We start from the raw sequence: 12146 nt of genomic DNA, 5'->3' as shown, positions 1-12146 counted from the left end.
AGCTAATACAATTGATAGGGTGGTGACAGGTCAGGCCGAATGGCTTTCCGCGAGGATCGGGTACAGCGACGCGACCAACAGCAGCGCCATCCCTACGTTGAACACCCTCAGCCAGCGCGGATCGCGCAGCACGTTGCGCAGCATGCTGCCGAAACCGGCCCAGATTCCGATGGTCGGCGCGTTGATCAGGGCAAATACCGTCGAGATCACCACCACGTTGGTGAAGTAGCCCTGCAACGGCGTATAGGTGCTTATGGCGCCGACCGCCATCACCCAGGCCTTCGGGTTGACCCACTGGAACGCCGCCGCGCCCCAGTAGCTCAACGGCTTGCCACGTCCCTCCGGGTCGTTGCCGGCCGGGCCGGACGTGGCGATCTTCCAGGCCAGGTACAGCAGGTAGGCCGCGCCGACGTAGCGCAGGATGGTGTACAGCACCGGATAGGCCTCGAACACCGTGCCCAGGCCGAAGCCCACCGCCATCACCATGATGAAGAAGCCGCAACTGATCCCGAGGATGTGCGGGATGGAGCGGACGAAACCGAAGTTGACCCCCGAGGCCAGCAACATGGTGTTGTTCGGACCGGGCGTGACGGAGGTGACGAAGGCGAACAGGGAGAACGCCAGCAGCAGATCCACGGAGAGCGACATTCGTTCCATCCTTTGAAGTGGGTGCGGGCAAGACGTTACTCCGCTTTGCCGCCGCGCCAGCGCAACAGTTGCCGAGAAAGTTGCCGTAACACTCCACCCGTCCGCCGCCCTAGCGTTGCACTCCCCAGCGCTTCACCGTGAGGCGCTCGATGCTGCCGAACACCAGGTTCTCCACCAGCAGGCCGATCAGCACCACCACGGCCAGGCCGGCGAATACCTTGTCGGTGTACAGCTCGTTGCGGTTCTGGAAAATGTACCAGCCGAGCCCGCCCTTGCCGCTGCTCGCGCCGAACACCAGTTCCGCGGCGATCAGCGTGCGCCAGGCGAAGGCCCAGCCGATCTTCAGCCCGGCGAGAATCGACGGCAGCGCCGCCGGCACCAGGATCAGCAGGACGAAGCGCAGGCCACGCAGGCCGTAGTTGCGCCCTGCCATACGCAGGGTCTCCGAGACACCGAGGAAACCGGCATAGGTGTTCAGCGCCAGCGCCCAGAGCACCGAATGCACCAGCACGAAGATCAGGCTGTTCTGGCCCAGGCCGAACCAGAGCAGCGCCAGCGGCAGCAGCGCGATCGCCGGCAGCGGGTTGAACATCGCCGTGAGGGTCCCGAGCAGGTCGCGGCCCAACTGCGTGGAGACCGCCAGGCTGGTCAGAACGAAGGCCAGGACGATCCCCAGCAGGTAGCCCTTGAACAGCACCAGCAGGGAGATCCCCGCCTTGGCCGGCAGTTCGCCGCTGGCCAGGCCCTCGCCGAGGGCCCTGGCCGTCTGCAGGAAGCCTGGCAGCAGCAGGTCGTTGCCCTGGACCCGCGCCGCCAGCTCCCAGGCCAGCGCCAGCAGCGCCAGGATCAGCCCCTTGCGCAGCCAGCCCTGTTGCCAGAGACGCTGGCTCAGGGGCAGGCGCCGCTCCAGGGAGACCTCCAGCAGGGGTTCGAGCTGGACTTCGTATTCTTCGCGAACGCGCGTGACTCGACTCATCGATCGATTCCTCTGCTCAATGGGCCAGCCGGATATCGGCGAAGTCGAGGGTCGCGGCCGCCGTCGGTTCGCCGCCCTCGTCGAACAGCAAGCGGTGGATGCGTCGCGCCGCGGCTTGCAGCGGCTCGCCGCCAAGGCTGTGCAGCCCGAACGGGTGGCCGTGCACTTCGGCCCGGACCCGCCCCGGGTGCGGCGAGAGCAGCAGGATGCGGTTGCCCACCACCAACGCCTCCTCGATGGAGTGGGTGACGAACAGCAGGGTGAAACGCACCTCTTCCCACAGGCGCAGCAGTTCTTCCTGCATCTTTCGCCGGGTCAGCGCGTCCAGCGCGGCGAACGGCTCGTCCATCAGCAGGATCTTCGGCTGCATCGCCAGCGCCCGGGCGATCGCCACCCGCGCCTTCATGCCCCCGGACAGCGTGTGCGGGTAGGCCTCGGCGAAGCCCGCCAGGCCGACCTTCTCGAGGCATTCGTCGGCGCGTCGCTCGGCCTCGTCGCGCGTCACCTGGCCGGACACCCGCAAGGGGAACAGCACGTTCTGCCGTACGGTCTTCCATGGCGGCAACTGGTCGAACTCCTGGAACACCACGATACGGTCGGGGCCGGGCGCCCTGACCGCCTGTCCCTGAAGGCGGATCTCGCCCTCGCTGGGCGTGATGAAGCCGGCCACCGCCTTGAGCAGGGTCGACTTGCCGCAACCGGACGGGCCGAGCAGGACGAAGCGATCGGCCGGGTCGACTTCGAAGCTGACCCGCTGGGTGGCCCGCACCACGCGCGAGCGGGTGCGGTATTCGAGGCTGACTCCGTCCACCGCCAGCAGGGCGTCGGCGGGGAGCGTGGAAGGTTGGCGGGAGGCGGCGTTCATCGGCGTCTCAACTCCCCTGCAACGGCGCGCCGTCCTGGAAGAAATAGTCCTGCCAGGAGGCCGGCTTGTTGCGGATCGCACCGACCCGGTAGAGAAACTCCGCCAGCGGATAGGTGTTCTTCGGCGTGACGCTGAACTCCACCTGCGGATTGGCGATGATCTTCAGCAGCGCGGCTCGGTCGATCTTCGCCCCGGTCACCCGGATATAGGTATCGGCGGCGGCCGCCTTGTCGTTCTGGGCGAAGGCCGCCGCTTCCTTCAGCGCCTCGACGAAGGCCCGGTAGGTCTTCGGGTTGTCCTGGCGGAACTTCTCCGTGGCGAACAGCACGGTCGGCGAATTCGGCCCCAGCAGCTCGTAGCTGTCGAGCACCACGTGGACCTTCGGGTTGGCCAGCGCCTGGTCCTGGAACGGCGGGTTGGAGAAATGCCCGGTCAGCTCGGTGCCGCCGGCCACCAGCGCGGCGGTGGCGTCCGGATGCGGCAGCGCCACGGTGTACTTGTCGAGGCGGTCGAACTGCTTGTCGCCCCACTGCTTCGCCGCGGCGTACTGGAGGAAGCGCGACTGCACCGAAACCCCCACCGCCGGCACGGCGATGCGATCCCCGGCGCCGAAGTCGGCGATGCTCCTGACCCGCGGGTCGTTGCTCAGCAGGTAGTAGGGGAAGTTGCCCAGCGAAGCCACCGCCTTGACGTTCTGGCGCCCGCGGGTACGGTCCCAGATGGTCAGCAGCGGACCGACGCCGGCACCGGCGATATCGATCGCCCCGGACAGCAGCGCATCGTTGACCGCCGCGCCGCCGGACAGTTGGGTCCAGTCGACCTTGATTTGCAGGCCCTCGGCCTGGCCGTGCTTTTCGATCAGGCGCTGGTCGCGGACCACGTTGAGCAGCAGGTAGACGATGCCGAACTGCTCGGCGATGCGGATCTCGCCCTCGGCCTGCGCCGGCCGGCTGGCCAGCAGCGTGGTGGCGAGGCTCAGGCCCAGGCCGAGCGCGGCGACCAGGCGGGTGAAACGGGGAATGCGGTTCATGGAAACGCTCCTGGCGAAAAGGGGGAAGCGCGTGCCGTCGTCAGAACGGCGCGTCGCCCTGGATGGTGGTGCGGTAGAGCTTGCGCCGCAGGTGGGCCGGGCAACCGCCGGCGAGATGGATCAGCGAGCGGTTGTCCCAGAACACCAGGTCATGCGCCTGCCAGCGATGCCGGTAGATGTGCTCGGGGCGCACGCTGTGCGCATACAGCTCGGCGAGCAGTTGGGCGCTCTCGTCGGCCGGCAGGCCGACGATGCGGGTGGTGAAACCTTCGCTGACGAACAGCCCCTTGCGCCCGCTTTCCGGGTGGGTGCGCACGATCGGATGGACCACTTCGCGCACCTCGGCGAGCTGGGCGGCGCTCAGGGTCGGCCGCCAGTTGCCCTCGAAGCGCGGTTCGCTGTAGCGGGCGGTATAGGAATGCGCCGCCGTGCGTCCCTCGATGGCCTTGCGCAGGGCTTCCGGCAGGCTGTCCCAGGCCTTGTGCATGTCGGCGAACAGAGTATCGCCGCCCTCCTCCGGCAGCTCCTGGGCATGCAGCATCGAGCCGAGGCTCGGCAGCTCCTTATAGGAAAGGTCGGAGTGCCAGAACTTGCCGGCATCGCCGAGACCGATGGGCTGGCCGTTCTCGACGATGTTGGAAACGATGAGGATCTCCGGATGCCCTGGGAGCAGGAACTGCTTCAGCACATGGATCTGCAACTCACCGAAGCGCCGGCTGAAGGCGATCTGCTGCGCCGGGGTGATGCGCTGCTCGCGGAACACCAGCACATGGTGGTCCAGGTGCGCCCGGTGGATACGGCGGAAGTCCTCGGCGGCCAGGGGCAACCCGAGGTCGAGGCCGAGCACCTCGGCGCCGAATGCGGCATCGAGGGCACGGATCTGCAAGGGAACGTCGGCGCGCGCTGGCGCCGGAAGGGAAACGGACATCGCTGACTCCCACGCAAGCCCGGACACGCCAGGCACGAGATACCGCGCAAGGCGGCATGGATTCGGTGCGGCGCGCCGATTGGTCGGCAGGTACGCGAGAGTCTTTAATTTATTGGAATAAGAAAATTAATTTAAATATCTTTAAAGAATATAAATATGCTGCTCCGTACGGTTCGGCGTTCCTTGTAAGCACAAAAGTGAATTAATAAATAAAAACTTAGTATTTATGGCTCTAAGCGGCGAAGGGATAGTCTGGCTGCCATCGAACCCGCCGCCCGAGGAATGCCTCATGGACCGCACCGACAACGTCATCGATTTCGCCCGCTACCGCTCGCGCCGCCAGGCACGCCGCCTGGGCGAAATGATGTGGGCGGTGTACGCCTGGCGGGCCGGCTACGCCGTGCCGCAACCGCCAGCCAGGCACGACGAGCGCAGCCGCCGGGCCTGACCGATGAACCTGCCCGCCAGCGATGGCGTTGCCCACCTGGAACTGGCCGCCGGCGTGCATACCGAACCCGATGATCTGATTGGCCAGCGCGTCGCCCACAACCTGCTGCGCCTGCGCGGCAAGCGCAATCTCTCGCTGGACGCCCTGGCGCGGATTTCCGGTGTCAGCCGGGCGATGCTGGCGCAGATCGAGTCCGGGCGCAGCGTGCCGTCGATCAAGGTGCTGTGCAAGATCGCCCAGGGTCTCAAGGTGTCGGTGGCAGCCTTCCTCGACGATCGCGCCTTCGCCGGCGTCGCCGTGCTGCCGGCGCAACAGAGCAAGCGCCTGGTCAGCGCCGACGGCGCCTTCACCAGCCGCGCGCTGTTCCCCTTCGATGTGGCGCGCCAGGTGGAGTTCTACGAACTGCGCCTGCGCGGCCTCGGCCAGGAAGACGCCGAGGCCCACGCCCCCGGCACCCAGGAGAACCTGGTGGTGGCGCAGGGGGTACTGGAAGTGCGGGTCAACGAAGAGCGTTTCCTGCTCGCCACCGGCGACTCGATCCTGTTCTACGCCGACCAGCCGCACAGCTACCGCAACCCCGCCGATAGCGAAGCCCTGGCGTACTTGGTGATGACCTACCCGGAGCGCCTGGACTGACCCCGGCCCTGCTGCCATGGACGAAGAAAGGCCCGCCCGGTCATCCCGGGCGGGCCTTTTCCATCCGGCGACGGATCAGCAGGTGCAGCACATCATCGGCATGCCGTTGCAACTCATCATCATCGGCATGCCGCACTCCATCATCTTCGCCATCAGCATGCAGCAGTTCTTGAACATCTCCATGTCCATGCCCTGCATCGGCATCATCCTGCAGTGCATGGCGTCGCCCTGCATGGAGCACTCCATCATGCACTTCATCGGAGCCATGCCCATCATCGGCATGCCCATCCCCATGCCCATCGTCGGCATCATCGCCATGCAGGCCTGGGACATGCCCATCATCGCCAGGTTGCCGCACTGCATCATCATGGGCATGCCGCAGTTCATCATCATCGCCATCATCTCGGCGCTGTTGCGGAACTGGCCCATGTCCATGCCCATCGCCGGCATCATCTTGCACAGCATGCCGTCGTCCATCGTTTCGCACTGCATGGTCGCCATCATCATCGGCATGCCCATCATGGGCATCATCGGCATGGCGGCATTCATGTTCATCGGCATCTGCATGGCATTCATCATGGTGGTAACTCCTGTAGGCGAAGCGGGGGTAGGTGCGAATGGGGCCGATTCTAGGCAGCGCCGACGCACCGGCAAGATGCCGGTGCAACAGCCGAGCCGGGCGCTGCATGGTGGTTAGCGGCGAGACAGCGAAGATGTTCGGCGCAATGACGGCGGATTCCGCTGCATGGCGGAGGAACGCATCGTCACGGCCGGTATTTCGACGCGATGGATATTCGAAACGGACCTATCCAAATAACCCAGGTGAATAAACGTTCTAAGACCCGCAGCCTTTTTCCCCTTGCCGGGCGCAGCCCCGTCTATTGCGCCGCTTTCCGGTGCTCGGACGATGCCCTGCGGAAGTCGCGCGGGCCGCCGCGGAAAGCGTGCGCGGCATTGCCCCAGACCAGCACGGCGGCCAAGCCGATCAGCGGTAGCAGGGTCCAGGGCAGCATCTCGCTGCCCCAGCGCTGCAACACCATGCCACCCAACGCTCCGCCGCCGGCGATGGCCAGGTTCCAGGCCACCACGATCATCGATTGGGCCAGGTCGGCGCCCTCCCCGGCGGCGTCCGCCGAGGCGGTCTGCAGCAGCGTCGCCGCGCCACCGAACGTCAGCCCCCAGAGGGCCAGGCCGGCGAACGCCAGCCAGCTCCAGCGAGCACCCAGGCACAGCGCCAGCGCCGCCACGGCGAACAGCGCCAGGCTGGCCAGGACCATCCGCCGCAGGTGCCGGTCGACCAGCACGCCGACCAGCCAGATTCCCGCCACCGCGGCGCTGCCGAATACCAGCAGGGCCAGGTCCACCGAGGCGCCCAGGCCGACCTTGGCGAGGAACGGCGCGATATAGGTGTAGAGGATGTTGTGCGCCAGCACCCAGGCGACGATCACCAGCAATACCGGACGCACGCCCGGCGTGCGCAGCACCCCGAGCAGACGCAGGCGCCGCCCGGCCGGCTGGCCAGGGAAGTCCGGCACGCTGCGCAGCACCCAGCCGACCAGCAGCAGCGCGGTCAGCGACAACAGGCCGAAGGCCCAGCGCCAGCCGAGCAGGCCGCCCAGCCAGGTGCCCAGCGGAACGCCGAGCGACAGCGCCAGCGGCGCACCGAGCATGGCCACCGCCAACGCCCGCCCCTGCTGCTCCGGCGGCACCAGGCGCCGCGCGTAGCCGGCCAGCAGGCCCCAGGCGAGGCCGGCGGCGACGCCGCTGCCGAAGCGCGCCAGCAGGGTCAGGCGGTAATCCGAGGAAACGGCGGTTAGGCTGTTGCAGACGAAGAAGATCAGCAGCGCCAGCAGCAGCACCCGGCGCCGCCGCCAGCCCTGGGTCAGGCTCGCCGCCGGCAGCGCGGCCAGTAGCGAACCCAAGGCGTAGACGCTGACCAGTTGCCCGGCCAGCGCCTCGCTGACCGCCAGCCCCGCGCCGATTTGCGGCAGCAGGCCGGCCGGCAGGGTTTCGCTGAGAATGGCGACGAAGCCGGACATCGCCATCGCCAGCAGCGCACTCAGCGGCAGCCGCGGCGCCACGGCCGACGCAGCGGCCCCGGCGTTCTCCGGAAATGCTTCGCGGCGTCCCATCAGCGCAGCTCCGCGGAACGGTAGACGGCGTCGCGCAGGTCGTTGACGAAGCGTCCCGACATGCCCTCGAACAGGGTGTTGGTAAGCGCCACCACCGACAGTTCGCGGGCCCGGTCGACGAACCAGGAATGCCCGTAGGCGCCACCCCAGCGCCAGGTGCCGGGAGCCTCCGGCGATTGCGCGATAGCCGGGTCGCGCAGCACGGAGAAACCCAGGCCGAAGCCGAAACCGGGATTGGCCAGCAGTTCCAGGCCGGGTACCTGGTCGCGGCCCATCTCCTCCACCAGGCCAGGCGTCAGCAACGGCGCGCCGCCCTGGCGAAGGATTTCCAAAAGGCGCAGCACGTCGCCGGCGCTGCCGATCATCCCCGCCCCGCCGGACGCATAGGCAGACGGTTCGAAGGCCCGACTCGGCTCGAAGCGAATGCCGACGCTGTCCTCGAACGGCGCCACGGTCTCCCGCCCGGCCATTCGGCGCGGGCGTGGCCGGTCGCTGACGTAGACCGCCGCCAGTCGGCACGCGTCGGCGCAGAGGAAGCCGCTGTCGCGCATGCCGGCTGGAATCCCGACCCGCTGCCGCAGCGCTTCCGCCAGCGGCCGCCCGTCGACCCGCTCCACCAGCGCGCCGAGCACGTCGGTGGCCAGCGAATAGCCCCAGGCGCGGCCGGGTTCGTAGAGCAAGGGCACGGAGGCCAGGCGACGGAGATTCTCGGCCAGGTCGAAACCCGGCAGGTCCATGCCATCGGAAATCCCGGCGCGGGCATAGGGGCCGTCTGCGTCGGCTTCGAGGAAGCGATAGCCGAGGCCGGCGCTGTGGCTCAGCAACTGCCGCGGCGTGATGCGCGCCTCGCGGCCGTCGGCCAGGCGCGGACGGAACGCCGGCAACCAGTCGGCGATCGGCTCATCGAGGGCCAGCCGGCCCTCATCCACCAGGCTCAGGGCCGCGACGCTGACGATCGGCTTGCTCACCGAGGCCAGGCGGAACAGGCTGTCCTCGCCCATTATCCGGCCGGCTTCGCGGTCGGCCAGGCCGGCAGCCCGTCGATAGAGCCACTGCCCCCGGTGTGCCACCAGCACCACCGCCCCCACCAGGCGCTGGTCGGCGAATGCCGCCTCGATCACCTGATCGACATTTTCCGCCAGGCCGCAGCCTGGCTCTCGTTCGAAACTGGACATGCGGGACTCTCCGCAGATGAAGGATGCGGACAGGCTAAGAGCGCTGCAAAAGCGGAAAAAGACGGATAGAGTTCCGTTCTATCCGGACCGTCATGTCCGTAATCGGAGCCTTGCATGGACAGCCTCAGCGGTTTCACCGTCTTCGTCCGCGTCGCCGAGACCCGCAGCATCGTCGGCGCCGCCCGGACCCTCGGCGTCAGCGCCTCGGCGGTGGGCAAGCGGGTCGCCCGCCTGGAAGAGAAACTCGGCGTGCGCCTGTTCCACCGCAGCACCCGCAGCATCACCCTGACCGCCGAAGGCAGCCTGTTCCTCGAGCGCAGCCGGCGCATCCTGGCCGAGATCGAAGCCACCGAGCTGGAGCTGTCGCAAAGCCGCGAGACTCCGCGCGGGCGCCTGCGGGTCAGCCTGCCGCTGGTCAGCGGGCTGGTCCTGCCGACGCTCGCCGATTTCATGCAGGCCTATCCGGACATCGAGCTAGACCTCGACTTCAGCGATCGCGTGGTGGATGTCGTCGACGAAGGCTTCGACGTGGTCCTGCGCACCGGCCAGCCGGTGGATTCGCGGCTGTCCATGCGCGAACTGGGTGAGTTCCAGCTGAAGCTGGTCGGCTCGCCGGCCTACTTCGCCCGCCACGGCACGCCGCGCTGCCCGGAAGACCTGCTGCGGCACACCTGCCTGCACTACCGCTTCCCCAATACCGGCCGCCTCGAGGAATGGCCGCTGCGCCGCGCGGACGGCGAAGCCCCGCCACAGATCCCGGTGTCGATGGTCTGCAACAACATCGAGACCCGCGTCTGCTTCGCCCTGCGCGACCAGGGCATCGCCTGCCTGCCGGACTTCTCGATCCGCGAGGCGCTGCGCGAAGGGCGCCTGGTCAGCGTCCTCGACACCTTCTGCGAGCGCCGCGCGCGGTTCTTCCTGCTCTGGCCGTCCGGCCGCCAGGTCTCGCCCAAGCTGCGCGCCTTCATCGACTTCGTCGCGCCACGGGTGATCGCCACGCTGGGCTGAAGCGCGCCTGGCAGGGCCGGTCAAGCCGGCGGCAGACAGGAACAAGACCGCGGCGGCCACGGAGCGTCTAATAGGTACATCCACCCCTTGCCAGGCCGCATCCATGATCAACATCGAGACGCCGACCTACTACACGGCGACCAAGAAGTACGAATTGTCCTTCCCCTCCCTGGAAACCGACCTGGACGCCGACGTGGTGGTGATCGGCGGCGGCTTCTCCGGGATCAACACCGCGCTTGAGCTGGCCGAGCACGGCATCACCGACATCGTCGTGCTGGAGGCCCGCCACCTCGGCTTCGGCGGTACCGGGCGCAACGGCGGGCAGATCATGGCCGGCATCGGCCACGACCTGGAGAAGATCCGCAAGGACGTCGGCGAGGACGGCCTGCGGGCGATCTTCGAGATCAGCGACCTCGGCGCCGACATCATCAAGGGCCGTATCGAAAAGTACGCCATCGACGCCGACTTCTGCCATGGCTACGGCTACATGGGCTTCAACGCACGCCAGGCGAAGACCCTGCAGGCCTGGGAAAAGGAATTCCGGTCGCTCGGCTCGCCCCATGAGATCCGTTACCTGCACGGTGCCGAGGTGCGCCAGATCATCGGCTCGGACGCCTACGGCAGCGCCCTGCTGCACATGGGCGGCGGCCATGTGCACTCGCTCAACCTGCTGCTCGGCGAAGCCAAGGCGCTGGCCGGCCTCGGCGCACGGATATTCGAATACAGCCCGGCGCTGGAGGTGCAATACGGCGAGCGCATCCGCGTGCGCACGGCCAAGGGCTCGGTCACCGCGAACAAGCTGCTCTGGGCCTGCGACAGCTTCCTCAACCGGCTCGAACCCGAGCTGCACCGCACCACCATCAATACCTACGCGTTCCAGATGATGACCGAACCGCTGCCGGACGAACTGATCCAGCGGATCAGCCCGATCCGCGGCGCCTACAGCGACATCCGCCCGGTCATCGACTACTACCGGGTGACCAACGAGAACCGCCTGCTGTTCGGCGCCGCCACACCCTTCGTCGAACGCATCCCCGGCGACCTCAAGGCCTGGAACCGCAAGCTGATGCTGAAGATCTTCCCCTACCTGGAGCACGTCCGCATCGACCTCGCCTGGGGTGGGCCGATGGCTTGCAGCGCCAACCTGTTCCCGCAGATCGGCAGCCTCTCGGGGCGGCCCAACGCGTTCTTCGTCCAGGGTTATTCCGGGTTCGGCGTGACCCCCAGCCACATCGTCTGCAAGGTCCTCGCCGAAGGCATGAGCGAAGGCTCGGCGCGCTACGACCTGCTCAGCTCGGTGCGCCGCATCCCGATCCACGGCAAGGACCACTTCCGCCCGCTGCTGCTCAGCGCAGGCAAGACCTGGCACCAGCTCTCCGGCTACTGGAACGGCCGGCGCTGAAACCTACCGATCACTCTACAAGGAGCATTCCCATGGCCATTACCGTTATCCGCCACGGCATCACCCTCGACGAACTGGACGCCTGGGGCAGCGTCGCCGACCTCGGCTCGGAGATCCTCGAAGGCGAGGTGAAAGCCTTCGGCAAGATGACCGCAGGAGCCCCCACCGACCCGGTCAGCGCCGCCTACTTCGGCACCACCGCCGGCAAGTTCCGCATGACCTATCCGTTCAGCGAACAGGCCACGGTGGTCAGCGGCGAGGTCCGCCTCACCGACGAGTCCACCGGCCAGAGCACGCTCTACAAGGCCGGCGACAGCTGGTTCGTCAGCAAGGGCACCCCGGTGCTCTGGGAGGTTGCCGACGGCGGCTTCGTCAAGCATTACTACGCGGTGGCTTGAGACTGTGGGGGGGTGGTTCTTTTGGCGCGGGGGAGCGGGTGGCGTCGGATGGCTGGAAGCCAGGCGTGGCGCGGGTTTAGGGGTGTTTGACCGTCTCGCGTATACCAACCGAAGAATGGTATGGATTGCGAGATTCCAGCCAGATTCAGAATATTTATTGGCGCTAGACCGGGCAGGAATGCGCTCTCAATAGAGGGGCGGTCTCCATTTTGCACTTTCAGCTTCCGCAAAGCTACTTGAAAGGCCGGATGGCAATACTAGAGATTGGCTTAAACCCGCGTGATGTCTAGGTCTAACGGGTAGTTATACGTCTGGCCGTTGAAACCCTTCTTGAAACTCTACGCACTATGTAAAAGGTCCATCCTTATTCCCTTGGACACGCTATTTCCCGTCCATTTCAGTTCGCATTCAACGGATGGTAATCGGAACGCTGGACGGTAGAGGCAAACAAAGCTTGCGGTTGCTATAAATTCCTTATAAATCATAATCTTATTTCGCCT

General features: G+C 66.7%; 13 protein-coding genes. 5 read left to right on the top strand and 8 right to left on the bottom strand.

Annotated elements, in window-relative coordinates:
* Positions 1–30: 30 nt before the first annotated feature.
* The 5 genes from ACM0M4_RS15010 to ACM0M4_RS14990 form a co-directional block, all read right to left on the bottom strand.
* Positions 31–648, bottom strand: a complete 618-nt coding sequence (locus ACM0M4_RS15010) for a LysE family translocator (protein ID WP_003113093.1) — start codon at positions 646–648, stop codon at positions 31–33.
* A 109-nt stretch (positions 649–757) separates the two neighbouring features.
* Positions 758–1624 (bottom strand): ABC transporter permease, encoded by an 867-nt coding sequence (locus tag ACM0M4_RS15005; protein ID WP_003117834.1) that lies wholly within the window; start codon positions 1622–1624, stop codon positions 758–760.
* Positions 1625–1640: 16 nt separating this feature from the next.
* Complete coding sequence (locus ACM0M4_RS15000) at positions 1641–2489, bottom strand: ABC transporter ATP-binding protein (protein WP_003113091.1); 849 nt, start codon at positions 2487–2489, stop codon at positions 1641–1643.
* 7 nt (positions 2490–2496) lie between these two features.
* A complete protein-coding gene (locus ACM0M4_RS14995; protein ID WP_003089389.1) occupies positions 2497–3519 on the bottom strand; it encodes an ABC transporter substrate-binding protein in 1023 nt (340 codons plus the stop codon).
* 40 nt (positions 3520–3559) lie between these two features.
* Entirely contained in the window at positions 3560–4447 is an 888-nt protein-coding gene (locus ACM0M4_RS14990; protein ID WP_003124614.1) for a TauD/TfdA dioxygenase family protein, read from the bottom strand.
* Between the two features lie 289 nt (positions 4448–4736).
* On the opposite strand from ACM0M4_RS14990, the gene ACM0M4_RS14985 reads away from it, so the two are divergent.
* Both ACM0M4_RS14985 and ACM0M4_RS14980 read left to right on the top strand, forming a co-directional pair.
* Positions 4737–4895 (top strand): hypothetical protein, encoded by a 159-nt coding sequence (locus ACM0M4_RS14985; protein ID WP_003089396.1) that lies wholly within the window; start codon positions 4737–4739, stop codon positions 4893–4895.
* Between the two features lie 54 nt (positions 4896–4949).
* On the top strand, positions 4950–5531 hold the full coding sequence (locus tag ACM0M4_RS14980) for a helix-turn-helix domain-containing protein (protein ID WP_003122724.1): 582 nt from the start codon (positions 4950–4952) through the stop codon (positions 5529–5531).
* Between the two features lie 75 nt (positions 5532–5606).
* On the opposite strand, the gene ACM0M4_RS14975 is transcribed toward ACM0M4_RS14980, so the two are convergent.
* The 3 genes from ACM0M4_RS14975 to ACM0M4_RS14965 all read right to left on the bottom strand — a co-directional run bounded on the left by ACM0M4_RS14975 (position 5607) and on the right by ACM0M4_RS14965 (position 8838).
* Positions 5607–6110, bottom strand: a complete 504-nt coding sequence (locus tag ACM0M4_RS14975) for a hypothetical protein (protein WP_003113089.1) — start codon at positions 6108–6110, stop codon at positions 5607–5609.
* A gap of 299 nt (positions 6111–6409) precedes the next feature.
* Complete coding sequence (locus ACM0M4_RS14970) at positions 6410–7663, bottom strand: MFS transporter (protein WP_034021885.1); 1254 nt, start codon at positions 7661–7663, stop codon at positions 6410–6412.
* Entirely contained in the window at positions 7663–8838 is a 1176-nt protein-coding gene (locus tag ACM0M4_RS14965; protein ID WP_042858189.1) for a serine hydrolase domain-containing protein, read from the bottom strand. The genes ACM0M4_RS14970 and ACM0M4_RS14965 overlap by 1 nt, the downstream gene beginning before the upstream one ends.
* Positions 8839–8952: 114 nt before the next feature.
* Here ACM0M4_RS14965 and ACM0M4_RS14960 point away from each other — a divergent pair, with 114 nt between their 5' ends.
* The 3 genes from ACM0M4_RS14960 to ACM0M4_RS14950 all read left to right on the top strand — a co-directional run bounded on the left by ACM0M4_RS14960 (position 8953) and on the right by ACM0M4_RS14950 (position 11646).
* On the top strand, positions 8953–9846 hold the full coding sequence (locus ACM0M4_RS14960) for a LysR family transcriptional regulator (RefSeq protein ID WP_003117841.1): 894 nt from the start codon (positions 8953–8955) through the stop codon (positions 9844–9846).
* A gap of 103 nt (positions 9847–9949) precedes the next feature.
* Positions 9950–11248, top strand: a complete 1299-nt coding sequence (locus ACM0M4_RS14955; protein ID WP_003089406.1) for an NAD(P)/FAD-dependent oxidoreductase — start codon at positions 9950–9952, stop codon at positions 11246–11248.
* 32 nt (positions 11249–11280) lie between these two features.
* Positions 11281–11646: a cupin domain-containing protein gene (locus ACM0M4_RS14950; protein ID WP_003089408.1), complete on the top strand. Its 366-nt coding sequence runs from the start codon at positions 11281–11283 to the stop codon at positions 11644–11646.
* Positions 11647–12146 lie beyond the last annotated feature (500 nt).

This window comes from Pseudomonas sp. 18-147, assembly GCF_051048045.1.
Lineage (GTDB): Bacteria > Pseudomonadota > Gammaproteobacteria > Pseudomonadales > Pseudomonadaceae > Pseudomonas > Pseudomonas aeruginosa.
This window is presented reverse-complemented; position numbering and strand designations above follow the sequence as displayed.

Coding starts and splice junctions, on each gene's coding strand:
- ACM0M4_RS15010 (WP_003113093.1), bottom strand. CDS start 648: ATGTCGCTCTCCGTGGATCTGCTGCTGGCGTTCTCCCTGTTCGCCTTC.
- ACM0M4_RS15005 (WP_003117834.1), bottom strand. CDS start 1,624: ATGAGTCGAGTCACGCGCGTTCGCGAAGAATACGAAGTCCAGCTCGAA.
- ACM0M4_RS15000 (WP_003113091.1), bottom strand. CDS start 2,489: ATGAACGCCGCCTCCCGCCAACCTTCCACGCTCCCCGCCGACGCCCTG.
- ACM0M4_RS14995 (WP_003089389.1), bottom strand. CDS start 3,519: ATGAACCGCATTCCCCGTTTCACCCGCCTGGTCGCCGCGCTCGGCCTG.
- ACM0M4_RS14990 (WP_003124614.1), bottom strand. CDS start 4,447: ATGTCCGTTTCCCTTCCGGCGCCAGCGCGCGCCGACGTTCCCTTGCAG.
- ACM0M4_RS14985 (WP_003089396.1), top strand. CDS start 4,737: ATGGACCGCACCGACAACGTCATCGATTTCGCCCGCTACCGCTCGCGC.
- ACM0M4_RS14975 (WP_003113089.1), bottom strand. CDS start 6,110: ATGATGAATGCCATGCAGATGCCGATGAACATGAATGCCGCCATGCCG.
- ACM0M4_RS14970 (WP_034021885.1), bottom strand. CDS start 7,663: ATGGGACGCCGCGAAGCATTTCCGGAGAACGCCGGGGCCGCTGCGTCG.
- ACM0M4_RS14965 (WP_042858189.1), bottom strand. CDS start 8,838: ATGTCCAGTTTCGAACGAGAGCCAGGCTGCGGCCTGGCGGAAAATGTC.
- ACM0M4_RS14960 (WP_003117841.1), top strand. CDS start 8,953: ATGGACAGCCTCAGCGGTTTCACCGTCTTCGTCCGCGTCGCCGAGACC.
- ACM0M4_RS14955 (WP_003089406.1), top strand. CDS start 9,950: ATGATCAACATCGAGACGCCGACCTACTACACGGCGACCAAGAAGTAC.
- ACM0M4_RS14950 (WP_003089408.1), top strand. CDS start 11,281: ATGGCCATTACCGTTATCCGCCACGGCATCACCCTCGACGAACTGGAC.